This is a genomic window from Clostridium gelidum (assembly GCF_019977655.1).
GTDB classification, from domain to species: domain Bacteria; phylum Bacillota; class Clostridia; order Clostridiales; family Clostridiaceae; genus Clostridium; species Clostridium gelidum.
Genome location: NZ_AP024849.1, coordinates 3,121,148 through 3,147,513, shown reverse-complemented (window position 1 = coordinate 3,147,513; position 26,366 = coordinate 3,121,148). Strand labels below are relative to the sequence as shown.

The 26,366-nt window shown below is 28.7% G+C and carries 25 protein-coding genes and 2 pseudogenes; 18 read left to right on the top strand and 9 right to left on the bottom strand.

All coding sequences use genetic code 11. The features are described 5' to 3' along the window. Positions 1–226 precede the first annotated feature (226 nt). The 5 genes and pseudogenes from clcA to psyc5s11_RS14120 all read left to right on the top strand — a co-directional run bounded on the left by clcA (position 227) and on the right by psyc5s11_RS14120 (position 4,479). Positions 227–1,813 carry a H(+)/Cl(-) exchange transporter ClcA gene (gene clcA / locus psyc5s11_RS14140; protein WP_224033150.1) on the top strand — a complete coding sequence of 529 codons (1,587 nt, stop codon included), beginning with the start codon at positions 227–229 and terminating at the stop codon, positions 1,811–1,813. Positions 1,814–2,081: 268 nt separating this feature from the next. Further along, entirely contained in the window at positions 2,082–2,288 is a 207-nt protein-coding gene (locus tag psyc5s11_RS14135; RefSeq protein WP_224033149.1) for an alpha/beta-type small acid-soluble spore protein, read from the top strand. A gap of 497 nt (positions 2,289–2,785) precedes the next feature. Beyond that, entirely contained in the window at positions 2,786–3,553 is a 768-nt protein-coding gene (locus psyc5s11_RS14130; protein WP_224033148.1) for a polysaccharide deacetylase family protein, read from the top strand. Positions 3,554–3,848: 295 nt separating this feature from the next. Then, positions 3,849–4,028 (top strand): annotated as a pseudogene (locus psyc5s11_RS14125) (hypothetical protein); the annotation flags it as partial. Positions 4,029–4,161: 133 nt separating this feature from the next. Continuing rightward, on the top strand, positions 4,162–4,479 hold the full coding sequence (locus psyc5s11_RS14120; RefSeq protein ID WP_224033147.1) for a DUF1540 domain-containing protein: 318 nt from the start codon (positions 4,162–4,164) through the stop codon (positions 4,477–4,479). A gap of 58 nt (positions 4,480–4,537) precedes the next feature. On the opposite strand, the gene psyc5s11_RS14115 is transcribed toward psyc5s11_RS14120, so the two are convergent. Both psyc5s11_RS14115 and psyc5s11_RS14110 read right to left on the bottom strand, forming a co-directional pair. Then, positions 4,538–4,696 carry a DUF1540 domain-containing protein gene (locus psyc5s11_RS14115; protein ID WP_224033146.1) on the bottom strand — a complete coding sequence of 53 codons (159 nt, stop codon included), beginning with the start codon at positions 4,694–4,696 and terminating at the stop codon, positions 4,538–4,540. 228 nt (positions 4,697–4,924) lie between these two features. Then, positions 4,925–6,475: a nitrite/sulfite reductase gene (locus psyc5s11_RS14110; RefSeq protein WP_224033145.1), complete on the bottom strand. Its 1,551-nt coding sequence runs from the start codon at positions 6,473–6,475 to the stop codon at positions 4,925–4,927. Between the two features lie 294 nt (positions 6,476–6,769). On the opposite strand from psyc5s11_RS14110, the gene psyc5s11_RS14105 reads away from it, so the two are divergent. The 9 genes from psyc5s11_RS14105 (at position 6,770) to psyc5s11_RS14065 (ending at position 16,249) form a co-directional block, all read left to right on the top strand. Further along, positions 6,770–7,219, top strand: coding sequence for an ATP-dependent metallopeptidase FtsH/Yme1/Tma family protein (locus tag psyc5s11_RS14105; RefSeq protein WP_224033144.1), 450 nt, complete (start codon positions 6,770–6,772; stop codon positions 7,217–7,219). A 401-nt stretch (positions 7,220–7,620) separates the two neighbouring features. Beyond that, complete coding sequence (locus psyc5s11_RS14100) at positions 7,621–8,667, top strand: sulfate ABC transporter substrate-binding protein (protein WP_311196366.1); 1,047 nt, start codon at positions 7,621–7,623, stop codon at positions 8,665–8,667. A 124-nt stretch (positions 8,668–8,791) separates the two neighbouring features. After that, positions 8,792–9,616 (top strand): sulfate ABC transporter permease subunit CysT, encoded by an 825-nt coding sequence (gene cysT / locus psyc5s11_RS14095; protein ID WP_224033143.1) that lies wholly within the window; start codon positions 8,792–8,794, stop codon positions 9,614–9,616. 13 nt (positions 9,617–9,629) lie between these two features. Further along, positions 9,630–10,460 (top strand): sulfate ABC transporter permease subunit CysW, encoded by an 831-nt coding sequence (cysW, locus tag psyc5s11_RS14090; RefSeq protein ID WP_224033142.1) that lies wholly within the window; start codon positions 9,630–9,632, stop codon positions 10,458–10,460. 3 nt (positions 10,461–10,463) lie between these two features. Continuing rightward, on the top strand, positions 10,464–11,531 hold the full coding sequence (locus psyc5s11_RS14085) for a sulfate/molybdate ABC transporter ATP-binding protein (protein ID WP_224033141.1): 1,068 nt from the start codon (positions 10,464–10,466) through the stop codon (positions 11,529–11,531). Positions 11,532–11,561: 30 nt separating this feature from the next. Next, entirely contained in the window at positions 11,562–13,238 is a 1,677-nt protein-coding gene (locus psyc5s11_RS14080) for an adenylyl-sulfate reductase subunit alpha (RefSeq protein WP_224033140.1), read from the top strand. After that, positions 13,222–13,536: a 4Fe-4S dicluster domain-containing protein gene (locus psyc5s11_RS14075; RefSeq protein WP_224033139.1), complete on the top strand. Its 315-nt coding sequence runs from the start codon at positions 13,222–13,224 to the stop codon at positions 13,534–13,536. Before psyc5s11_RS14080 ends, psyc5s11_RS14075 begins: the two co-directional genes overlap by 17 nt. 123 nt (positions 13,537–13,659) lie before the next feature. Beyond that, entirely contained in the window at positions 13,660–14,559 is a 900-nt protein-coding gene (gene cysD, locus psyc5s11_RS14070; protein WP_224033138.1) for a sulfate adenylyltransferase subunit CysD, read from the top strand. Between the two features lies 1 nt (position 14,560). After that, positions 14,561–16,249, top strand: coding sequence for a sulfate adenylyltransferase subunit 1 (locus psyc5s11_RS14065; RefSeq protein ID WP_224033137.1), 1,689 nt, complete (start codon positions 14,561–14,563; stop codon positions 16,247–16,249). Positions 16,250–16,706: 457 nt separating this feature from the next. Here psyc5s11_RS14065 and psyc5s11_RS14060 read toward each other — a convergent pair whose 3' ends face one another. The 7 genes and pseudogenes from psyc5s11_RS14060 to psyc5s11_RS14030 form a co-directional block, all read right to left on the bottom strand. Next, positions 16,707–17,486 carry a methyltransferase domain-containing protein gene (locus psyc5s11_RS14060; protein WP_224033136.1) on the bottom strand — a complete coding sequence of 260 codons (780 nt, stop codon included), beginning with the start codon at positions 17,484–17,486 and terminating at the stop codon, positions 16,707–16,709. Between the two features lie 186 nt (positions 17,487–17,672). Then, positions 17,673–18,782, bottom strand: a pseudogene (locus psyc5s11_RS14055) (ABC transporter permease); the annotation flags it as partial. Positions 18,783–18,821: 39 nt separating this feature from the next. Continuing rightward, on the bottom strand, positions 18,822–19,700 hold the full coding sequence (locus psyc5s11_RS14050) for an IS3 family transposase (RefSeq protein ID WP_224038130.1): 879 nt from the start codon (positions 19,698–19,700) through the stop codon (positions 18,822–18,824). An 8-nt stretch (positions 19,701–19,708) separates the two neighbouring features. Beyond that, a complete protein-coding gene (locus psyc5s11_RS14045; protein WP_224033135.1) occupies positions 19,709–20,389 on the bottom strand; it encodes a helix-turn-helix domain-containing protein in 681 nt (226 codons plus the stop codon). 30 nt (positions 20,390–20,419) lie between these two features. Next, positions 20,420–21,568, bottom strand: coding sequence for an FtsX-like permease family protein (locus tag psyc5s11_RS14040; RefSeq protein WP_224033134.1), 1,149 nt, complete (start codon positions 21,566–21,568; stop codon positions 20,420–20,422). Further along, positions 21,568–22,266: an ABC transporter ATP-binding protein gene (locus tag psyc5s11_RS14035; RefSeq protein ID WP_224033133.1), complete on the bottom strand. Its 699-nt coding sequence runs from the start codon at positions 22,264–22,266 to the stop codon at positions 21,568–21,570. The genes psyc5s11_RS14040 and psyc5s11_RS14035 overlap by 1 nt, the downstream gene beginning before the upstream one ends. A gap of 569 nt (positions 22,267–22,835) precedes the next feature. Beyond that, entirely contained in the window at positions 22,836–22,976 is a 141-nt protein-coding gene (locus tag psyc5s11_RS14030) for a hypothetical protein (protein ID WP_224033132.1), read from the bottom strand. A gap of 523 nt (positions 22,977–23,499) precedes the next feature. Between psyc5s11_RS14030 and psyc5s11_RS14025 the strand changes: the two genes are divergently transcribed. From psyc5s11_RS14025 to msrA, 4 genes are all read left to right on the top strand, one after another. Then, entirely contained in the window at positions 23,500–24,030 is a 531-nt protein-coding gene (locus psyc5s11_RS14025; RefSeq protein WP_224033131.1) for a dihydrofolate reductase family protein, read from the top strand. Positions 24,031–24,608: 578 nt separating this feature from the next. Beyond that, positions 24,609–25,019 (top strand): peptide deformylase, encoded by a 411-nt coding sequence (locus psyc5s11_RS14020; RefSeq protein ID WP_224033130.1) that lies wholly within the window; start codon positions 24,609–24,611, stop codon positions 25,017–25,019. A 28-nt stretch (positions 25,020–25,047) separates the two neighbouring features. Further along, entirely contained in the window at positions 25,048–25,329 is a 282-nt protein-coding gene (locus psyc5s11_RS14015) for a hypothetical protein (protein ID WP_224033129.1), read from the top strand. 138 nt (positions 25,330–25,467) lie between these two features. After that, on the top strand, positions 25,468–25,941 hold the full coding sequence (gene msrA, locus psyc5s11_RS14010; protein ID WP_224033128.1) for a peptide-methionine (S)-S-oxide reductase MsrA: 474 nt from the start codon (positions 25,468–25,470) through the stop codon (positions 25,939–25,941). The last annotated feature ends 425 nt before the right edge of the window (positions 25,942–26,366 follow it).

Below are 26,366 nucleotides of genomic sequence, written 5' to 3'. Positions count from 1 at the left end.
TTTTGTGTAAAAGCAAATTTACTACAGTCTTTTGTATTAACTGTAGTTTCAACTCTTTTTGCATTTAAATTAATAAATATATATAATAACATATATACATCAAGATCATTAAATTACATACTTTAGAAAAATAAAAAAGTATAGGACACATAAAAATAACAGCAAAGTATGCTAGTCTATTTTGTGATTGACTAATGATGATTATTGTAGTAATGGAGGCATAAAAATGGAAGTCAAAAACAAACATAATACCTATAATACATTGTTTCATTGGCATAGCTTTAAGTTAAAGCTTGTGTTTGAAGGAATAGTTGTAGGTATTCTAACTGGTTTATTAATTGTGTTATATCGTTATGCACTTGAAAAGGCAGGAGTTTTATTAAGTGATATTTATAAAATCATAGCTATAAAACCCATACTTATTCTACCTTGGATTGGAGCATTAATAATTATAGGATATATTGTAGGGCTGATGGTTAAACATGAGCCTATGATTAGTGGGAGTGGAATTCCACAAGTTGAAGGAGTTCTACTTAGAAAGCTTGATATGACATGGTGGAGAGTTATTCTAGGTAAATTTATTGGAGGGATTCTTTCAATAGGTTCAGGTCTTTCACTAGGAAGAGAAGGTCCATCAGTACAATTAGGAGCAGCAGTTGGACAAGGATTTAGTAGAGTATTTAAAAGAGTTAAAATTGAAGAAAAATATCTTATTACAAGTGGCGCAAGTGCAGGGCTAGCAGCTGCCTTTAATGCGCCTTTAGCTGGGGTAATGTTTGCATTAGAGGAAGTTCATAAAAATTTTTCACCTTTAGTTTTACTTTCATCATTATCTGCAGCATTATCAGCTGATTTTATAGCAAGTGGTTTCTTTGGATTAAAACCAGTTTTTACTCTTGGAAAGCTAACTACATTACCACTTAATTTATACTTTTATATAATTTTATTAGGAGTTTTATTAGGAGTTTTGGGCGTAGTCTTTAATAATATTCTTTTAAAAACTCAGAATCTATATGCAGCTCAAAAATGGCTACCCAAAGAAATGAAAATAATAATACCTTTATTAATTTCAGTTGTTATTGGAATATTTTTGCCACAAGTTTTGGGTGGAGGACATGAACTTATAACATCATTAATTACAAATAACTTTTCATTAACAATTTTAGTGATTGTAGTTATTGTAAAATTTTTATTCACTATGGCAAGTTTTGGATCTGGAGCACCAGGAGGAATATTTCTTCCACTGCTTGCTATTGGAGCTTTAATAGGGAATGTTTATGGAATGGCACTTGTAAATTTCATACATTTTGACAGCATATATATTAATAACTTTATAATACTTGCAATGGCAGGATATTTCGCGGCTGTAGTTAGATCACCTATAACTGGAACAATTCTAATTACTGAAATGACAGGTACATTTAGTCATTTGCTTTCCTTAGCTATTGTATCTATAGTTGCATATATAGTAGCAGATATTTTAGGATCAAAACCTATTTATGAATCATTACTTGAAAAGATTTTACATAATCAAGGAGAAAAAATATCTATTGGTAATAAGAAGAATAAGTCTATATTAGAGTTTGCAGTTTGCATGGGCTCAGATTTAGATGGAAAACAAATTAAAGAAATTAAATGGCCATCACGTTGTTTATTAGTAGCCGTTAAGCGAGGAGAAGATGAAATAATTCCAAAAGGAGATACTGTCATTTTTCCTGGAGATTATTTGATTGTGCTCACTAATGAAGATAGGGTATCTAAAATAAATGATGTTTTAACAATGATTACAGGAAGCTGTGATACATTAAAATAAATATTATATAGTTACATCTGACTTATTATTTTATGTTACTGAATCAATTTTAAAGAGGGTGTTATAGTGGAAAGTGTGACTAATTTAAAAAATAAATTTTAAAACTAACATTTATATTAAAAAATGAGTTACAAAAAACAAAATATCTAGAGTTATCTAATAAAGATTTTCAATACTAAATTTGTTAACATTTAAATAGATTATTTTTTATAACAATGGTTAATATAATAGTGTCCAATAAAATAAAAACTAAAGGAGGAAGATAAATATGTCATCAAATAATAGTGGAAGAAACAGAACTTTAGTACCAGAAGCAAGACAAGGTTTAAACAGATTAAAAGCTGAGGTTGCATCAGAAGTTGGATTAAGTGACTATGAAAATGTTGATAAGGGAAACCTTTCTTCAAGACAAAATGGAACTGTTGGTGGAAATATGGTTAAACACATGATAGAAAGCTATGAACAAGGATTATAAAAGATAATATATGATTTTGAAGGGGCTATTGCAAAATGATTTTTTAAATCATTATAAGCAATAGCTTCTTTTTATTGTTCTAACCAGGGGTTACTAAAGAACTAAAACTAGCCTGTATTAAGTAAATAAAAAGAGCTAAAAATATTACTATTACTAACAACATTTTTTTAGAACACTCAGCATGGAATTTAATTAACATATACTAAGCCATTTAACATATTAGATTTCTATTCTGCAACAGCCCTTTATAATTTGAAATGAAATCAATAGTAAAAAGATGAATTTCCTATATTCATTTATAAATTAATCTTAAAGCTAATAGAACAAAGATATTTTAGGTACACTAATCATAATATTCTACACAGAATACCACATGATAAATTTAGTTTCTACGATTGCACAATAACTTACTATACTAATAATGTAAAAAGTTAACATAAATAAAGATTAGAAAAAAGCAAATAATAAAAATAAAACAGATTACTAAGGAGGAAAAAATGAAAGATAAATTAAAGTATATTTTATTCATTTTTCTAAGTACATTTTTTATTATTTCTATATTTGAAGTAAATATTAGTAGTGTTAATGCATCAATTAATAAATTAACTAATGAACAAATTGTAGAAAATGAAAAGCTTACTAAGCACAAGAAAAAAATTATATATTTAACTTTCGATGATGGACCTAGTTATAAAGTAACAAATAAGGTATTAGATATATTAAAAGAAAATGAAGTACAAGCAACTTTTTTTCTAATAGGTAATCAAATTAAAGACAAAGAAGATGTAGTAAAAAGAATTTATGAAGAAGGAAATGGAATAGGACTTCATACTTATACTCACAATTTCAATAAAATTTATAGTGATGAAGATAAGTTTATACAAGAAATGATCATTTGTCGTAGGGCTATTAACGAAACTATTGGAGTTTCACCAAATATAATCAGATTTCCAGGTGGCAGTTACAAGCATTTAAGCAAAAGTTATTTAAAGAAATTACATAATAACAAATTTAAAGTATATGACTGGAATGCAGAGAACTCAGATGGATTAAATCCTCAAATAGAACCATATAATTTATATACAAGAGCTATAAAAGGAAATAATGAAAAGCAGTCTATCGTACTACTTTTGCATTGTACTGATATGAACAAGAACACTTGTAAAGCACTTCCAAAAATAATTAAATATTATAAATCCAATGGATATGAATTTAAGATTATTACAGAGGAAACAGCAGAGTTATATTTCCCTATAAAAGAATAAATAACATTAAAATAAATAACAAGTCCCAAATGCATTGCAAGATGGACTTGTTATTTTTTACTGTAATGCTTATCCACTCATCTTGTTTAATTTCTATTACAAGGTCTTAATAAAATATTTAAATAGGTTTAATTTGGTCATACATGAAAAAACACATAATTCAATTAAATAATTACAAATAAGTTTTTATAAAATGAATAAATGAAAAAAGTTTGGGAAAAATAAATTAATATTTTTAATTACATAAATTGAGCGTATAATTTTCAATCAACATAGATATAGGAGATAATTATATTTGAGCAATATAAATGGAATTGGAGTAAGTATACCAAGGAAGGAAGCTTTTGATAAAGTTACAGGAACTGCAAAATGTACTGATGACTTAATTAGTCCTGGTATGCTGCATGGAAAAATACTAACAAGTCCTTATGCACATGCAAAAATTATCTCAATTGATGTACTGGATATGAGGAAATAAAAGATGTAATTAAGTCTATTATATTAAGTAATATTGAATAGTTTAAAAAGGTAATAATATCGTAGTATGTTTATAAATACAAAATAAGCTTATGAAGAAATTTTAATATGGAATTAAAAGGAGTGTTTGTATGCAACAAATTAATTGTGATATAAATAACTGTTCACATAATAAAAGTGGTATTTGTTATTCTAGCAGAGCTAATATTGGCGGTATAAATGTATTAAGTAAAAGTGGAACCTGGTGTGATTCATTTTCAGGTAAATATTTAGACAATATTATAACTAATAATACAAATACTAATACACAATGTGATTATATTACTTGTGAAGTGGAAAATTGTATTCATAATACTAATACACTTTGTAATCTACAATACATAAGTATTTCGGAAACAAAATCTTCAATTTATGCTCAAACTAGATGTTCAAATTTTTATTTGAAATGATAAAATGTTAATGAAACGAAAAATACTGCTTACATAACGTAAGCAGTATTAAAATTAGTTATTTTGATTCAAAACTTCCACAATCAGTTTGTTCAACTGTCGTTGCTTCATTACTATGTTTTACAACTTGGATTTTGTCTAAAGCACAGTATTGAACTTCATCACTATGATATTTACATTCTGTAACAGCGCATCCTATACTATCATTCTTTTTCATAATTATAACCTCTTTTCTTAATTTATTATATTTTCATTTGCTATAATAGTATGTGATATTTAGAAAATACTATCCATGCAATTTGTGGCAATATCAGCACATGTAACCACAATAAATCGAAAAGCAATTTGCAGTAAATACAAATTATAGAATAATCTTTAGAAGCGGATTTCCTTCATAGAATTTTCCTGTAAGTTTTGTAGAATAAGTTCATAAAGTGGAGCGCTATTATTTAATATATTTACCTATTAGTTCAACTAATTCCACTTCATTAGTTTTTACATAATCATCAAAGCTAATGTTTTTATTTTCTACAAGTAATGATAACTCATATAAAAATCTTGGGATTTCACATGCAAGTATATCTCCATAAACCTTTCCAAGTCTTGCGTCACCCGTTTCAAATGATCCATTAATATGCAGTTCAAATACATCTTCTATAGTATCATTTACTTTTTTACGTTTCCCTGTTAATCCAATTCCTACTACCTCATGAACTGCACATGAATTTCCACATCCAGATACATGAATTCTTGGCAATACATCTTTTTTATATCCCTTTTCTTTAAAATAATTTATTATATTATTTAATGTTTTTTGACTTTCTAAAATTCCAACTTGGCATATTGGAACTCCAATACATGAAACACTTTGTTCTATAGCTGTTTCACCACCAAGATCTTGTGTCATCTCTAATACTTTCTTAGCTTCTTCTCCATTTAAGTTTCTAAAAAACATTCCTTCTGTCATTGTAAGTCTTATTTCTAGATCTTCTATTCCTTTTAGCTTATCTAAAATTCCTCTTAATTTTTCAATATATATTTGCCCACCAATTGGATGGAAATATACACTATATAAACCTTTTTGTTTTTGCTCAAATAACCTTGAATGTTTTATGTCTAACTCTTTACCTTCTTTAGTGTATTCTTTTGAAGTCACTGCTAAATTTAAATCTTCTTTGTTTAGAACTTCTTTTAAATGTTCTTTATATGTTTCTATAAATTTCTCTGTTCCCATTCTTTCTAATATAAATCTTATACGAGCTTTATTCCTATTCTCATAATCGCCTTCTTTAACAAATAAATTAGTCATAGCATCCACATGATATAAAACTTCACTTGGATCTATAAGTTCATCATATTCAATGCCAATTTTAGGATTTCTGCCAAGACCTCCACCCATATACACTTTAAAATATTTCTTATTATCCTTAATAATAGCTAGGAATCCTAAATCAGTAACATTACAATGTCCAAGATCATCATTGTTACTTGAGAAAGATACTTTAAACTTTCTTGGTAACTTGTATGTTGTTATTTTACTTAGAAAATGATTATTCACAGCTAAAGCATATGGTGTTACATCGAAAGCTTCAGATTTATCAACTCCAGATAATGGAGACATAGCAACATTTCGGGGGAAGTTTCCACCACCACCTCTAGAATATATATCATTATCTATTCCATCTTTCATTATGCTGCAAGTTTGATCTATTGATAAATTATGATATTGAATTGCTTCTCTTGTAGTTAAATGAAATTTATCTAATTCATATTTTTCAGCTATACCACATAACCAATTCATTTGATTTATATTAGTTATTCCTGAAGGTATTCTAAGTCTTATCATAAACTCTTTCTTACTACGTTCTGAATATACTCCCATTCCTCCAGAAACTTTTTTAAAATCCCCAATGGAAACTTCACCACATAAAAATTTATCACCTAATCTCTTAAAGTCTTCTAGTTCAATTAATAAATCTTGTTTTAAATTATTCAAAATAAATCCTCCTACCTAAATAATGATTAATAATATTATTTGTAACATATTATAGCATAAGTTTATAGGTTTAGTGTATTATAAATAATTTAAAATATAATATTTTTATTTATGTTGAAATTCTTTCATAATATTTTGAAATTTTATTATTGATAATGTAAAATTTAAATTGCAATATATATAAAACTGATTGAGATTATCAAAATGAGATTTACAATGCATGTTATGATATTAATATTACATATAAATAAATGTATGGTTTATATAACACTGTTTTGAAAGGGGTAAAAAGAAATGTACAAAAATAAAAGCAAGGGTATAAAAATAATTGTTATATTTTTTGCAATATTATTTGTGTTTCTAATGGGATTTAATTACGTAAAGAAACTTACTACAACGAAAGAGATTAGCTATAACGAATTTATAAACTTAGTGGATGAAAATCAAATTTCACAAATTGTTATAACGGATAAAGAAATAACAATAACACCAAGGGATAATTCAGAATACAAGGGAAAAATTCTATATACACCTAACATAAATGATAAGAATTTGATACCCAAACTTCAAGAATTAAAGGTAAATCATAGTAGCATAAAAACAAAAGAAAAACCAGTATTTGGTATAATTATTGCTTTGATTATTATTATGTCATTTATAGGTATTATTTGGAGGAGTAAATCTTTGAAAAAAGATAAGGAAAGGTTATTAATTCAAATAAGAGATTTAGAAAACAAAAAATAAACATTTACATTATTTAATAAAAATATTATAAATTTCATAATATTCTTATGAATTAGCAGGTAGTTAAAAATTGGACTACCTGTTTTTCTTATTTATTTGATTGAGTGTAAATAAATAACAAAGTTAAATTTGCTGATTATTTTGTTAATCTATGACTTTCAAAATTTTTTATAATATCTCGAACAATTTTGTTGACAACAGCATAGATATACCTTATAGTTAATTTCATATAAAGTTTATAAAGATAGTGGGGATTGAAAATTCATATTAAAATGAATGATTAATATCATAATTTAATTAGAAATCAAAAAGTATTTCTAATTAAAGATGTTTACGTTAAAAGCCTACTAAACATATAAGAAAGATTACAATATTTAATACAAGAAGAGGGGCGAAATATTATGAAAAAAATTAGAATTTTAAGCTTAGTGCTTTCAGCTACATTAATAATGGGGGTTTTTGTAGGCTGTGGAAAGCAAAGTGGAAGCAGTGAAAATACAACAAGCAATAAGCCGGTAGAACTTTTAAATGTATCATATGATCCTACAAGAGAATTATATACAAAGTATAATGAAAGCTTTGCAAAGTATTGGAAAGAAAAAACTGGACAAGAAGTAACTATAAATCAATCTCATGGAGGTTCAGGAAAACAAGGAAGATCAGTTATTGAAGGATTAGATGCAGATGTTGTAACATTAGCATTAGCTTATGACATAGATGCCATAAGTGATTCTGGACTTATTGAAAAGAATTGGCAAAGTGAATTTAAAGAAAATAGTTCACCTTATACATCAACTATTGTTTTCCTTGTTAGAAAAGGAAATCCTAAACAAATAAAAGATTGGGATGATTTAATAAAAAAAGATGTTTCTGTTATAACACCAAATCCTAAAACTTCTGGTGGTGCAAGATGGAATTACTTAGCAGCATGGGCTTATGCAGCACATAAAAATAATGGAGATCAAGTAGCTGCAAAAGATTTTGTTTCTAAATTATATTCTAACGTTGAAGTACTGGATTCAGGGGCTAGAGATTCAACAACGAGTTTTGTTGAAAGAGGAATGGGAGATGTACTTATAGCTTGGGAAAATGAAGCGTTTTTATCACTTAATCAATTTGGAGATGATAAATACGAAATAGTTGTACCTTCATTGAGTATTTTAGCAGAGCCACCAGTTGCCATAGTGGATAAAGTTGTAGATAAAAGGGGAACTAGAGAGGTTGCAAATGCTTATCTAGATTACTTATATACTAAAGAAGGTCAAGAAATAGCAGCACAAAATTATTATAGACCTAGAGATAAAGAAGTAGCTGAAAAATATAAGGATAAATTCCCAGATATTAACTTAGTTACAGTAGATAATGAATTTGGAGGTTGGACAAAAGCCCAAGCAACTCATTTTGCAGACGGAGGAACTTTTGATCAAATTTATATGCCAAAGAAGTAATTTTAGTTAATGATGAATGATGAAAAATTAATGATGAAGGAAGAAGGAAGAAATTCCTTTAGGAATTTCAACCTTAATCATTCACTATTCATTATTAATCATTCATTAATTAAGGAGGATATTTATGAGCAAGTCTAAAAGAGTTATTCCAGGATTTAGATTAACAATGGGAGTTTCTCTTGTTTATTTAAGCCTTATCGTTTTAATTCCATTATCAACTTTAGCTATAAAGTCATCAGGAATGGGCGTTGATAAATTCTTAAGCACAATATTAGAAGCTAGAGTATTACATGGGTATTTAGTTAGTTTTGGAGCTGCATTCATAGCAGCAATAATAAATAGTGTATTTGGTTTGATTTTAGCATGGGTTCTAGTAAGATATGATTTTCCCTTTAAAAGATTTATAGATGGGATAGTTGACTTGCCATTTGCACTGCCTACAGCCGTTGCAGGTATATCTTTAACAGCCTTATATTCAGAAAATGGATGGATAGGAAAGATACTTTATTCTTTTGGAATTAAATCTTCCTTTTCAATTTTTGGAATTGTTGTAGCTCTAACCTTTATAGGAATTCCATTTGTTGTAAGAACGGTTCAGCCAGTATTAGAAGATTTAGATAATCAATATGAAGAAGCTGCAATGATGCTTGGAGCAAGTCGCGTGAGAACCTTTTTTAAGGTTATATTACCAGAAATATCATCACCTTTATTAACAGGCTTTGGACTTGCATTTGCAAGAGGTATAGGAGAGTATGGTAGTGTTGTTTTCATAGCAGGAAATAAGCCAATGAAAACAGAAATAGCACCACTTTTAATTATGTCAAAGCTTGAACAATATAATTATGGTGGTGCAACAGCAATAGCAGTAGTAATGTTATGTACATCATTTTTAATATTGTTTGTAATAAATGGAATTCAATTAAGAAATAATAGATTAAAGCAGATATGAGGTGAGGAATAAATTGAGTAAGTCATTAACAAATCAGAGAGAAAATAAAGTTGTGAAATATGGGTTGATAGCTATAAGCGTGCTATTTTTAGTCTTAATGTTAATAATTCCTCTTATAAGCATAATTTCAGAAGCTTTATCAAAAGGTTTTAATGTATATATTAAAGCTGTTTCAGAGGGATATACTTTTAAAGCTATGAATCTTACATTTGTAGCTACTATAGTTGCAACCATCGTGAACACTTTATTTGGTATATGCGTGGCATGGACAATTACAAAGTTCAAATTTAAAGGTAAAAATTTATTGGGTGCTCTAATTGACTTACCTTTTGCAATTTCACCTGTTATTGCTGGTTTAATATTTGTATTGACATTTGGGCGTGGAGGTCTACTTGAAGGAGTAATAAATCAGGTCGATTTAAAAGTGGTTTTTGCTGTTCCGGGAATTATATTAGCTACTATATTTGTAACTTTTCCTTTTGTAGCAAGAGAAATAATACCATTAATGAATGCTCAAGGTACTGATGAAGAAGAAGCAGCTGCAATGATGGGAGCTGGTGGATTTAAAATATTTTTGAAAGTAACACTACCCAATATAAAATGGGGCCTTATATATGGAATAATACTTTGTGCTGCACGTGCAATGGGAGAATTTGGAGCAGTATCAGTAGTATCTGGTCATATAAGAGGAAAGACAAATACACTTCCGTTACAGGTTGAAATTTTATATAACGAATATCAATTTGCAGCAGCTTTTGCAGTTGCATCAATATTAGTTATTATTGCAATTATTATTTTAATACTAAGAAATATTGTTGAATGGAAGAGTAAAAAGGAGGTCTAGAATATGTATGTGGAGTTAAAAAATATTAATAAAAAATTTGGAGATTTCAAAGCATCAGATAATGTTAATTTTAAAATAGAGCAAGGAAAGCTAATTGGACTCCTAGGACCTAGTGGAAGTGGTAAGACAACAATACTTAGAATGATTGCAGGTCTTGAAACTCCAGATGAAGGGGACATTATTATTAATGGAATTAAAGTAAATGATATAGAGCCAGGAAAAAGAGGAATTGGATTCGTTTTTCAAAGTTATGCTTTATTTCGTCATATGACTGTTTATGATAATATCGCTTTTGGGCTTGGAGTACAAAAGGTTAAAAAAGAAGAGATTCGTAAAAAGGTTACTGAACTTATAGAACTTATTGGTCTTAAGGGGCTTGAAAAGAGATATCCGGGACAATTATCAGGTGGACAAAGACAAAGAGTAGCATTTGCACGAGCACTTGCACCAAATCCACAACTGCTATTGTTAGATGAGCCTTTTGCAGCAATAGATGCAAAGGTAAGGAAAGAACTTAGAAGATGGTTAAAAGAAACAATATCAAAGCTTGGGATAACAAGTATTTTTGTAACTCATGATCAAGATGAAGCGGTAGAAGTAGCAGATGAAATAATAATAACTAATAAAGGGCAGATAGAGCAAAAAGGAAGTCCTATTGAAATCTATAAAAATCCACAAACTCCATTTGTAGCACAATTTATAGGAGAATCGAATCTTATAAATGATTATACAAAGCTAAAAGGTTTTGAAGTAGATGGGAAAATTGAAGAAACTAAAGCAATACTTAGACCAGAATTTATAGAGATTGCTAAAAATGATACTGAAATATTAACTCCACTAGCAGCTGAAAAGGGAATTGTAAAAGATATTGCTTTTAGAGGAAATAATCTCCAAATAGATGTCCAAGTTGGAGAGGAAATACTTAATGGATACAGGAGCTTGGAGCAAGAACCATTGAATATTGGTGAAGAGGTTTTGGTTTTAATTCATAGGGTATATAGATTTAATGATAAAAAAACTGAGGTTGTGGAAAATAAAATCAAGACACAAGAAATTTCAGTATTTATATAGTGGTAATATTTCACTTAAGGAGGCAATAAGATGAAAATAGAAAAACTTCAAACGGATGTTTTAATTATTGGAGGTGGAACCTCTGGATGTTATGCAGCAATTACTATAGGTGAAAGTTCAAATAAGAATGTTATAGTTTTGGATAAGGCTAATATAAAAAGAAGTGGTTGTTTAGCAGCTGGAGTTAATGCTATTAATGCGTATATTGTAAAAGGCCAAAAGCCACAGGATTATGTTGATTATGCGGCGCGAGATGCTGAAGACATAGTACGGGAAGATTTATTACTTACAATGTCTGAAAATTTAAATCAAGTTACTAAAAAGTTAGAAGATTTTGGTTTAGTTATATTAAAGGATGAAAATGGAGAATATGTAACACGTGGAAATAGAAACATAAAAATTAATGGAGAAAATATAAAACCATTACTAGCAAAAGAAGCTTCTAAACATTCTAATGTTAAAGTATTAAATGGAGTAAATGCAATTGAATATATTGTAGAAAATAATGAAATAATAGGTGCATATGCAATATCCGTTGAAGAAGATATATTTTATGTGATTGAAGCTAAAGCTGTGATTTGTTCAACTGGAGGAGCAGCTGGATTATATAAGCCTAATAATTCTGGATTTTCTAGACATAAAATGTGGTATAGTCCTTTTAATACAGGAGCAGGCTATGCTATGGGAATAAAAGCTGGAGCAGAAATGACAACTTTTGAAATGAGATTTATAGCATTAAGATGTAAGGATACAATATCTCCAACTGGAACTTTGGCTCAAGGAGTAGGTGCACAGCAAGTAAATGCACTCGGTGAAGAATATCAATATAAATATGGAAATACTACAGCTCAAAGAGTTTATGGAACAGTAAAAGAAACATTAGAAGGAAGAGGTCCTTGTTATTTAAAAACTGAAGGAATAACAAAAAAGCAAGATGAAGAATTGATGAAGGCATATCTTAATATGTCACCAAGTCAAACTTTGAAATGGGTTGAAAATGGCAAGGGACCAAGCGAAGAAAATGTTGAAATAGAAGGAACTGAACCATACATTGTTGGTGGACATACAGCAAGTGGATATTGGGTTGATACAGATAGAAAAACAACTATTAATGGTCTTTATGCAGCAGGTGATGTAGCAGGAGGATGTCCACAAAAGTATGTTACAGGAGCTTTAGTTGAAGGTGAAATAGCAGCAATATCTGCTTTGAATTATATTGATGGGAAAGATAATAAATCAATTAAAGATATCAATATAGAGGAAAAATTCAATTATGTTAACAAATTTTTAAATAATGAAAAAGATTTATTTGGAATAGATGATTTAGAAGAAGCAATGCAAAAAGTTATGGATACATATGCAGGCGGAATAGGTAGTCATTATCAATATAATGAAACACAGCTAAATTTAGCCTACGAAAAAATAGAAACCATTGAAACTTTAAGTGAAAATTTAAAAGCTGAAGATATGTATGAATTGATGAAAGTTTTTGAATTAAAAGAAAGACTTACAGTTTGTAAATCAGTTATAGCTCATTTAAAAGCAAGAAAAGAAACTAGATGGCATAGTTTTGGAGAAAACTTAGATTATCCAGAAAAAGATGATAATTGGTTAAAGTATGTTAATTCAAAATTAGAAGACGGAAAAATAAAAATAATCTTTAGGGATTTAGTAAATGGTGGTGATAAATATGAGCATAAAAATTGATAAAAACCAATGCGTTGGCTGTAAAAAATGCAAAAATGTTTGTCCAGGAAATTTAATAACTATTGATAAAGATAATAAAGCTATTATTAAGTATCCAAAAGATTGTTGGGGTTGTGCATCTTGTATTAAAGAATGTAAGGTAGAAGCAATTAAATATTATTTAGGTGCTGATATGGGTGGAAAAGGCAGTTTACTTTATGTAAATGAAGATAAAGATATAATGTCTTGGATAATTGATAAGAGTGACGGAGAAAAGAAAATAATAAACGTCAATAAGAAAAATTCAAATGAATATTAATTCAATTAACAATTAACAGTTAACAATTAACAATGAATGATGAAAAGTCATGAGCTTTTCTGAATTTAATTTTAAGATATTTTTAAAGAAGAGTTTAATTTTACGAAAACAGGAGGACTTATTATGAGTGAATTATCACATCTTGATAAATTAGAAGCAGAAGCAATTTATATTATTAGAGAAGTAGCTGCAGAATGTGAAAAACCAGTAATGTTATATTCTATTGGTAAAGACAGTTCAGTTATGCTGCATCTTGCAATTAAGGCATTTTATCCTGAAAAGCCACCATTCCCTTTCATGCATATTGATACCACATGGAAGTTTGGGGAAATGATAGAATTTCGTGATAGAAAAGCAAAGGAATTAGGTATAGATATGATTGTCCATTCAAATGAGGATGGTATAAAGCAAGGAATTAATCCTATTGATCATGGTTCAGCTTATACTGATATTATGAAGACACAAGCTTTAAAACAAGGATTAAGCAAATATGGTTTTACAGCAGCATTTGGTGGTGGACGTCGTGATGAAGAAAAATCTCGTGCTAAGGAAAGAATTTTTTCCTTTAGAAATGAAGCACAAGCATGGGACCCTAAAAATCAAAGACCAGAAATGTGGAAGCTTTATAATACTAAACTTAATAAAGGTGAAAGTATGAGAGTTTTCCCAATTTCAAATTGGACTGAAAATGATATTTGGCAATATATACAGCGTGAAAATATTGATATTGTTCCTTTATATTTTGCAAAAGAAAGACCATGTATTACTCGTGATGGTAATATAATTATGGTAGATGATGATAGATTAAAATTATTACCAGGTGAGAAGATTGAGCATAAAACAATAAGATTCAGAACACTTGGCTGTTATCCATTAACAGGTGGTTTTGAATCAAATGCAACCACTTTAGATGCTATTATTGACGAGACACTAAGTGCTGTATCATCTGAGAGAACAACTAGAGTTATTGATAGTGAAGCAGCAGGTAGTATGGAAAGAAGAAAAAGAGAGGGGTATTTCTAAGATGAAGAGCTTATTAAAGTTTATAACATGCGGTAGCGTAGACGACGGAAAATCTACTCTTATAGGACATATTTTATATGATTCAAAGCTTTTATATGCAGATCAAGAAAAAGCTTTAGAATTAGACAGTAAAGTTGGAAGTAGAGGTGGTGCAATAGACTATTCTCTATTATTAGATGGCTTAATGGCAGAGCGTGAACAAGGGATTACAATAGACGTTGCATATCGTTATTTTACAACTGATAATAGAAGTTTTATTGTAGCAGATACTCCAGGTCATGAAGAATATACTAGAAACATGGCAGTAGGTGCATCTTTTGCAGAACTTGCTATTATATTATTAGATGCAAAGCAAGGAGTTCTTGTTCAAACAAGAAGACATGCAAGAATTTGTTCTTTAATGGGTGTAAAGCATTTTGTATTTGCAGTTAATAAAATTGATTTAGTAGAATATAATCATGAAAGATTTTTAGAAATTGAAAAGGAAATTAATGAATTAGTTAATGAACTTTCATTAGAAAATGTTCATATAATTCCTGTATCAGCTACAGAAGGTGATAATGTTACAAAGAAGTCGAAAAATACCCCATGGTATAAAGGTGATTCACTTTTAACTTATCTAGAAAATGTAGATATTAGTAGTAAGTCAGAAGAAGGTTTCTATATGCCAGTTCAAAGAGTATGTAGACCAAATCATACTTTTAGAGGATTCCAAGGGGAAATTGAAGCTGGAGCTATTTCTGTAGGTGATGAAATTACAACACTTCCTAGTAACGAGAAAGCAATAGTAAAAAGTATTCATATTGCAGATAAAGAAGCACAAAGTGCAGCCATAGGTCACGCTGTTACAATACAACTTAATAAAGAAGTAGACGTGTCAAGAGGTTGTGTACTTACAAAAGGGACTAATATTGTGACAAACAAGAAATTTAGTGCGAAAATTCTTTGGATGGATGATTCAGAATTAACAGCAGGAACTGAATACTTTGTAAAAATCGGAACTAAGATGTTAACTGGAGTTGTTACAGATGTAAAATACAAAATAGATGTAAACACAGGAAAGCATCTGCCAGCTGGTTATTTAACAAAAAATGAAATAGCTGCATGTGATATTTTACTTTCTGAAAATATTGTATTGGATAAATTTGATTCACATAAAGCCTTAGGCGAGCTTATCTTAATAGATCGTGTTTCTAATATGACATCAGCTTGTGGTGTTATTGAAGATATTCATAATAATGATACTAAAAATGAAAAATTCACTTTTGAATATAACGACTTAAAAGCTAGAGGCGACATTTTTGAAGAATTTTATTATGACACAGAAACTTTATCTATATTCAAATATAAACCAGAAGATCAAACTTATACAGTAGGTGATGAACTTCCAATAAAAGGTGATAGCTTTGAATATCCAGAGAATTTTGATTTATTAATTCTTCGTGACTTGGTAGCAATTGAAGTTCGTAATAAGAAAATTGCGAGTATTAAAGCTTTGGAAGATTACAAATATCAAGAAGTGCCAGTTATTAATGGTAGAGGATTTGAAGTAAAAGTAAATTCACAAGATGAAGTTACTAATTTCTTGAATGAAAATAAAGAAATTAATGAAAAGTCTCAAGCTGATTTCTTAAATAAGTGGGTTAAGTTTGAAACTTATAGAAAAGTAGTTTTTCATAGTACTAACTAGAAGATATAATAACTACCGATTTAATAGTGAAAAGATATATATGTTGTAATTTACTTTTCAACATATACATTGGGATATTAAACAATGGAAATAATTTATGAAGATCAAAAGAAATAATAGACTAGAGATGCTTGTGTTTTTACCATCATACAAGCATAATGGTCTGTTATTTTTTTGCTATTTAATACTAAAATAACTTGTAAGTATATATAAAGACAGGTAGTTCAATGTGGTTACCTGTTAGGCATATGAAAATAAATAGCAAGTCCAAAGTTGCCATGAATATTTTTCATCAGGCAAGAAGACGAATTGCCCTCATAGCAGGCCTATTAGGTCAATTTTTCGACGAAGCATGATGGAAAATAGGCTGGCAAATGGACTTGTTATTTTTTTGATTATGCATTAATACACCAATTACGAAAAGAACTAATCAATTAAACATCAAATTATGTTCACTTTATTTAGCTTTTGATGTTGCAATAAAAAAGAATCTTGGAAATCTAAAAATAATATTCCCATTTTTCTGTATTGAATATTCTTTTATAACTCTATCAAAAACATCTTGCTCAAAAATCTTCTTTTTTTCGTCTGATAAAATATTTAAATATGGTCTTAATCCTGTACCACGATACCATTCCATAATATCCTTATGGGATTTTAAATTGTGACAATATATAGTTTCCCACATGAAAAATTCTGATGAAATTTCTGAAAGTAAATCAAAATATTCACTTTGTGTCAGATTGTAAAAAGTTCTAGGATTAATAAACTCTGATTTCCATTTTTCATTCGTTGAAATCTCTCCGATGATTTTGTGAATTGGCTCTTGATAATTCATTGGCGTTTGTACTGCAAGTATTCCACCTGTTTTAAGTAACCCAATCATGTTCTTCAATAGTTGATTATGATTGGGTATCCATTGGATACAAGCATTGGAAAAAACAATATCAAAATCATTATCAAGTATTGGTAAATCTTTACCTACATCACAAGTCTTAAAATCAAGATTAGGATAATCTCTTTTGGCTGTTTCAATCATATTTGAAGAATTATCAACACCAAGAATATATGCATTAGGAAATCTTTGGGCTAAAACTTGTGTGCTATTTCCTGGACCGCATCCAATATCAATAATCTTTTTAGGGTTATCAATATAAATACGATTAACTAAATCAATTGCTGGCTGTGTTCGTTCATTTTTAAACATTAAATACTGTACTGAATTCCAATCCCCCATAATATCTCCTCCTAAAATTAACATATTTGATCTTCGTCATAATTTACACTAAGTATTATGATATATACACATTATACTGTAATTGTATTTATCTACAAGTTTAAATTAAGTAAAATTAGATGAATTTAATTTTATTGCATAAAGCCAATCCATAATTCTAAAAGAGATTGGCTTAAATACCTGTTTTTATTCCATTCTGGACTTCAATGCTTCTACCATGGAAATTCTATTTATCTTTTTTTTATTTAACAGCTTTGATAGTTCAAAGGTTAAGTATATTATGATAAAACCAACTAGAACATAGATATAATCAATAGTTACAGGGAAAGATATACTCATCTCTTTTGTCATTGATTTAAACAATGCAGTTAAGGAACCCAGTAGGAGAGGAACTCCTAGTATATAACCAAGTACTACTATAAAGCTGGAACTATTTAAAATTAGTGAATAAATTTCCTTTTTCCTATAACCTAAAACTTTTAGAAGAGAAATGTTATCCTTATTCTCATCTATAGTGAGGGAAGTAACAACATATATCACAATAAGACCTATTATAAAGGAAATAAAGGCTATAACTCCAATTACTGCTTGTAGTGGTTTTGTCATTATATCAAAGGCTTTTTTCATATCATCTACAGTTACAAATGTTAATAGCTTATTTTCTGGAATATCTATTTTTTCTGTGCTCCATAATCCAATGTAGCTACCAGAAGGTAAACCAAGCATATCATTAAGGGTATCTAGTGGTATATAAATATATTGCCCTACAAAAGTTTCTGCAATGCTATCAACAGTTATGCTGTATTCTTTTGAGTCCAATCTATTAATGAGCTTTATAATATCCTTTGGAGCTATATTAAATTTATCTGCCAATGGTCTTGTAATAATGATTTTATCAGATTTCAATATATTTCCTAATTTATCTTTAAAGGAAATAAATTCAGAATTAGGATTTACACCATACACTGTAAAAGTAGTTTTATCGTCGTATTTCATTGCAAAGGGTATTTCCAAGAAAGCTTCTCCTTTTTCAGGTTTACCATTTTGGAGAGAGTTGAATACATAATGATAATTATACTTAAAGGCTTCATTAAAAGATTCTTTAAGCAAGGAATCCATTGAACTCTTTGATGCAAAGCCCATTAAGAGTAGCATTGTTGACATAATAATCCCAAGTAACAGAAATGTGCTTCTTGGTATGCTTCGTAAGAGCTCACGTATTTTAAATTTAGTATTAAAACTGAATCTTTCAAGATTTACTTTTCTTTCTAAGAAACCAACACTATTCTTTTCTGAACTGCTCCCTGTCAAGTAGACAGATGAAAAAATAAAAAATTATGAAGCTAAGGTCTGATTTCGATATTCAATTGGAGTCAGACCTTTTAAGTTTTTCTGTAACCTTTTTGTATTATAAAATACTATGTAGTCATCAATTGATTGTCTCAATTCTTCATATGTATAAAACTTTTGCAAATAATACATCTCACATTTGAGAGTTCCCCAAAAACCTTCCATTGGTCCGTTGTCGATACACCTACTAACACGTGACATACTTTGGGTTGCATTGATCTTATCAAGTTTAGCTTTGAAAGTTCTATTAGTATACTGAAATCCCCTGTCACTATGAAAAAGCGGCTTTGCATTCGGATTAGCAATTACTGCTAAGTCAAATGTATCAAAAACAAGTTGATTGTTATTTGAGTGACCGACCACATAAGAAACAATGCTTTTATCAGATAAATCAAATATTGCACTGAGGTAAGCCTTTTGACCATTAAGTAGCTTAAATTCAGTGACATCTGTTAACCATTTTTCATTTGGTTTCTTTGCATAGAATTCTCTATTTAATTTGTTTTCTGCCGTAATTTGTGGAGTACTTTGCAGATAAGACTTTCTCTTTTTTCTTATAACTGATTTCATGTTAATAGACTTCATTAATCTATAAATTCGTTTATGATTATACTGTTTATTAAGAAGTCGATTTATATTCATTGTTATCCGACGGTATCCATAGATACCATGTACATCTTCATAAAGTTTAACAATTTCTTTTAGTATTAGTGAATTCTCTTTATCTAATTCAGTCTCTGAACGGTTAATCCATTTGTAGTAAGATGATCGTGCAATATTAGCTAAATTGCATAAATCAGCTATTGGATAGTCGTTTTCCTCATGTAATTCTTTTATAGAAATATATTTATATTCTTGAAATATTCTAGTACTTATCGCCTTCTTTCTACTTCCTTCAATTTTTTTAAGAAATCAATCTCCATCTTTAAACGTGTATTTTCTGATTCGATAAGTTTCAATTGTACAGATAATTTTTCCAATTCAGTAAGCTCAGTAGCTTCTTTACGCTTACCGCGTCGATCCATTAGTGCCTCATATCCATTAGCTTCGTATTTTCTTACCCATGCATAAACTTGTTGATAAGAAACTTTGAATTTATTAGCAGTGGCTTGATAATCACCATTATTCGAAATGCAGAATGCAACAATCTCAATTCTTTCTTCATAAGTAGTTTTTCTTCTATTAGTCATAATTCTATCTCCTTGCTTACTATGAGATTTAAATATTTTATGACCATTATACTTCTTAATCCAATCTCTGAGAACACGAGGAGATGAAATTTCATATATGCAGCATATATTTCTTAAAGAACCTTTTCCGGCTAGATAATCTTTAACTGCATTAAGTTTAAGCGAATCAGAATAATATTTATTTTTTGTAGAAACTATTAAATTTGCTTCCCCAACATCATTATATATTTTCAACCAGTCATAAAATGTGGCACTATGAATTGCCATCTCATCGCATATCTGAATAACTGCTTTTTCTCCAGATAGATATTCTTTAATTCCTTTCAATTTCTCTTCCAGAGAACATTTCGTTTTTCTTGACATTAAAATACCCCCTTTATAGAAACAGTTTTATTATTTTAACTGTCTACTATAAAGGGAGCATATCACAGGAGAACTTTTGAGGGATTTATTAACTACAAAATAACTGCAGGCTACTAAGAAGAATATTGGCAGCAAAATACTTATTATAATATAGTTTATATCATAGTTTAAAGAACCTACAGGAATATTAAAGAATGATACATAATAGTTCATCATAGGTCTTAAGGTTAATAATCCAAGCATAGTTCCTAGAATACCACCTAAAAGTGAAATGACCATTGGATAAAGAAGATAATGATTCATAATCTCTTTTTTTCTATAGCCTAGAGCATAAAGCGTTCCTATGATAATAGCTTCTCTCTTTAACATTCTAAACATAACTATACCAGTTAATATGCAGGTTAAAAGGAGTACAGCCATAGGCATGGAAGAACTCATCTTCTCAATGCCAGAAAGTTTTGCTGTAAAATATGTGACTCTTGGGTTATCGCTTATGTTCATCCAGCTGAGAAGAATAATATTCTCACTTTTTAGATAACCCTTAACCTTGGATATTTTACTATCTATATTACTTCTGTCTCCATTAAATCTTATAGCATAAGAGATATTACCTCTATTTAAACTATTAAAATCCTCTTTACTTATAACACCTACTCCAAAACTATTTGGATCATTCATTATATCTGATTCACTTTTTAAGGGATAGATATAGTTAGGAAGAGACATAAATCCTGATATGATAAAATTCTTATCATTTATTTTTATTTTATCCCCAATATTTAATTTATTAGCTTTTCCATAGGATGGATCTATGATGATATCACCGTAGCTTAGAGCTTTACCTTCAATAATAGCAGGTATATTAATTTTTTTATTTTCACTGAATAATCTTAGTGTTTTATCTTCTGATACTGAGTAATCAAATGATTTTATTTCCTCTATATTCATATCAAATTTTGTTTCTAAGGCTTCGAAATTATTTGTTTTTGGAGTAGCCATAAAATTTGCATCTTCCTGCTTATAATCTTTTTCAAATGAAGAAGATAGTTTTGTAAGATTCCCTGAAACCAAGTTAAACATTGTAAAAAGCAAACAGCTAAAAATGATAAGTACTAGTGAACCAATATATTGTGATTTGCTTTCCAGCATAGTTCGTTTGATTTTTTTATTAATAATCATTACCACTCAATCCTTTCTGCAGGCATGGTAATACTATTAACTATGCTCTCTATGATTTCACCACTTCTAACCCTATAAATTTTATTAGCCATAGCACTAATTGCAGTGTTATGGGTTATCATAAGTATGGTTGTGCCAAACTCTTTGTTTACCTTCTCAAGAAGTTTTAATATTTCTCTTGATGTTGAAAAGTCAAGGGCACCTGTTGGCTCATCACATAACAAAAGCGTTGGATTTTTAACTATAGCCCTTGCAATAGAAACTCTCTGTTGCTCACCGCCGCTAAGTTCTCTTGGGAATCTATGCTTTTTATCAAACATATCTACAGCTTTTAGCACCTCATCAATGTTAAGTGGTGATTTGCTTATATTTGAAACGACCTCTATATTTTCGCCTACAGTAAGATTAGGTATTAGATTGTAAAACTGAAATATGAAGCCGATATTTTCTCGCCTATAATCTGTAAGCTTACTGTCATTTAGTATAGTAATGTCTATATTATCAACTGAAACCATACCTGAATCGCATCTATCAATGCCTCCAATAATGTTAAGAAGTGTTGATTTTCCAGAACCAGAAGGTCCAAGTATTACTCCTATTTCCATCTTTTCTAAACTTATAGCAGCACCTTTTAAAACTGTTGTTGTTACATCACCTGTATTATAGCTTTTCTTTAAATTTTCTACTTTCAAAAACATTATTTACCTCCTCTGATTACGCCATTTTTTATTAATTAGAGTCATGGTTTATATTTATTTTTTTCATGTGCCTTACGTAATAGTCTTCACCCAAGGGTGTCACCTTATTCAAAATTGTAGTTTGAAAATTCATTTATTGCAGATAACACATCATTTTCTAAAGGTTATTGGAGGAACTATAGGGAAAATAATGAAGAATGTTGTATAATGAGAGTAGATTATTTATGTAAGAGATTGTTAGTCTTATTTTGTTAAGAATGAGCTGTGAACTTGAGATTCGTATAATGAGTACAATGTGAAGCTGGTAAATTTCAATTTGTGGAGTGAGTTATAAGTGTTATGAATTGCTATTGATATGACGAACTATCATAAATAGAAAATCCAATTATTCATCCAATGGGAAGTTGATATAACTAGAAAAAACACACTGAATATTAAATAAAGTTTAGGATAATAATTTTTGTGAAAATATAGCCCATGTAAATTTCATTTGATAATTTTCTATATCATCTTCATGAAATTAACAAGGACTATTTTGGAATCACTAGAATTTCATTAAAATCAATGTACTACTTTTTCCATTTGCCTGAAGATACATCTTTCTTAGCTTTATGAGTATTACTTTCCAAACCATTATTAGATGAGTCTCGTTCTGAAGGGGGTGAATTTAGTATCTTTAAACCTGGTACATCTTTAGCGTTTCTAACCATAATTATGTTCTCCTTTCATTTTTCACAATCTTTAATTACTGAAAATTTAGACATAATTAATATGCCTAACAAATATATTTTATCTTTATTTCTTTCATTTATAACAGGAAGTTTATCACTTTGAATGATTATTATAGCATTAATGAAGTTGAGTTCTGTATTTTTAAATTTAAAGAATTACTTAAAAATATTTATATTTTAATTTAAAAGAGTAAAAGAATTTTTCCCCAATGCCACCATTTGGCTCTTTATAAGTAATTAGCTATAGTATGTATAATTTGAGGTTGTAGATTTGAACTTGAGCTGATATATCCAATAAATAAACTTCCAATTATCCATATAATCTACGCAATACTAGTACAATATGTAGATTTGATATAGTAATAAATGAAAATAATATTCTTCGAAAATTGAATAATGTGATAGTTACAATTTATGTTATAATTGATTCATAATAGTACAATATTCTTCACTAATTATATTATAAAATTAGATTGAATTTTATAAATATGGAGGTTTATAGATGTCCAACAATAGAAAATTAGTTTTATATATTGCAATAAGTTTAGATGGTTACATAGCGACAGAAGATGATTCCTTGGAATGGTTGTTTAAAATTGAAGGTGAAGGAGATAATGGATATTCTGAATTCTACAACACAGTTGATACTATTCTAATTGGTAGGAGAACTTATGACTGGATTATTGAGAAAGAAAAAGGTAAATTTCCTTATAAGAATAAAAAGTGTTATGTATTTTCTAAATCAGAAAATGATAAAAATGAAAATGTAGAATTTATAAGTCAAGATGTAGCGGAATTTACAAATAAAATTAAAAGCCTGGATGGCGGAAATATATGGCTTGTTGGTGGCGGTAATCTTTTACATTCTTTCATTAAAGAAAAGTTAGTTGACGAATTTATAATTACGGTAGCGCCTATACTAATAGGTCATGGAATTCCTTTATTTAATAAAAACGATTTTGAGTTAGAATTAAAGTTAAAGGGGATGAGGAGATTCAATCAATTTGTTGAACTCCATTATGTGGTGAAATAAAGTAATTGATATTTAGTTCGGAATATTCTTAAATTATCAACCACTAAAAATAAATAACAAATTGTAAAATTGCATTATTTAAAAAATTGAATTTGCGATTTTATGGAATAAATTTCTAATAAATACAGAGATGAAAAATATTATTCAGATAAATTTATGCATGATTTCTATGAAAGTTATGGGGTTAGGAGTAAAGCTTGATGGAATTTGATAAAGATGTATTTATAGATGATTTTACAAAAGTTAATAGTGCTTAATATTTATTGCAAGCAAGTATAGAAGCTATGTTCAAATTATATAAATTATTAGGAAAAGCACAACTATTTTAATTACATAAATAATTGACGCACATTTTATAAAAGTATCTATTAAAACATAAGCTAATGATATTAACAGTGTCATTAGTTTATGTTACAATTTTTTTGAGTCAATGATGTGTATTAAGGGAAGAACTTATAGTTAATGATAGGAAAGGATATAGTAAAGCAAATTTATTTAATAAGGTTAGGTTATATGATATATTTTAAAGTCATATCCTATTTTTTATAAAAATTATAAATGAAAAAGAGGTATAAATTATGATAAAACCAATTGTAAAAGATATATTATTTTTAGGACAAAAATCAGAAGAAGCAACTAAAAATGATATAGTAGTAATTGATGATTTAATAGATACATTAAGAGCAAACTTAGAGCATTGTGTTGGATTGGCTGGCAATATGATTGGAGCAAAAAAGCGTATATTGGTATTTGCTGTAGGCAACCTTATTGTGCCTATGATAAATCCAGTTATATTAAAGAAGGAAAAGCTTTATGAAACAGAGGAGAGCTGTTTATCTTTAATTGGCTTTAAAAAAACAAAGAGATATGAAATGATAGAGGTTATGTATCTTGATAGAAATTTTAAGAAGCAAAAGCAAGTGTTTAATGGATTTACAGCACAAATAATTCAACATGAAATGGATCATTTTGAAGGTATAATAATATAATTGAATTATATATTGAGGAGAATTTTTTATGAATAGTTTGTTTTTAGGACTTGGAGTATGTTTTGTAGCATATTTAATAGTTGATTTTCTTTGCACCAAATTAGGCGTAGAAAAATTAATAAATAGCAAAGCAAGTATAAGAATTACTTTGTTTTTATTTGCTGTTCTATTTAATATTGCTGGTAGATTAGCTATAGGGAATTATATTACTAGAGAATACCAATTTTTACTTAGGTGTTTTTTGACTGGAGCAACGTTCTACTTTATTGTTTTTTTATTGCCATTTAAAAATAGGAAAACTAAACTGTAATATTATTAAATGATGTAACAATTAAAATTTGTAGGTGTTATAATAATGTAAGATATGTGTATATATTTCTAAACGTAATTACAATATAATAATATTATTATTATTTGGATTTATAATTTTAGTAAAGGATGTGATAATATGAAAAAAATAATTTTAGGTGGAGGTTGCTTCTGGGGTGTAGAAAAGTTTTTTGCGATGATACCAGGAGTAAGTAAAACAGAAGTAGGATATGCAAATGGAAAAACAGAAAATCCAACTTATGAAGAGGTATGTAATAAGGATACATATTTTGTTGAGGTATGCTATATTACCTATGATGAAAAACTAGTATCATTAGATATATTATTAGATAAGTTTTGGAGCATAATTGATCCTACAACAGTAAATAGGCAAGCAGGAGATGTTGGTACTCAGTATAGAAGTGGAATTTATTACATTGATGAATCAGATTTAGATATAATTAATAAAAGTAAAATCAAAACACAAGAACAATATAAAAAATCCATTGTAACTGAAGTTAAACCACTGGAAAAATACTATACAGCGGAAGAATATCATCAAGATTATTTAGATAAAAATCCAACTGGATATTGTCATATAAAATTTGATTAGTTAAAGGAGTACCCTTAAAATATAAATTATTTTAAGAGTACTCTTTTGATTTAGGCGAAAAATTACTAGGTTATTTATGAAACATATTTTTAAGGGAACGAAGGAAGCATGAGTAATCATTAAAAATAGCTGAAAAAAGTCACTAAGATTATAAGATTATAGGAAACACAAAAATACATTTTGATGATAGAGGAGTGGTTAGAGAAGTTTTAGATGAACATTTATTTCAGAATTGTACAAAGTGTCGAGTAAAAACGGGGTAATGATTATCCTGTTTTTTTATATCTAAATTTCAATACTATGTTAAAGCAAAGCCTAAGGAACAATTTAAAAATATCCTAACATCCTCATAAAATCTTCATAACTTTTTATTATAATTAATTAAATGAGAAAGACATATAACTAAAATAAAAATAGAGGTGAAA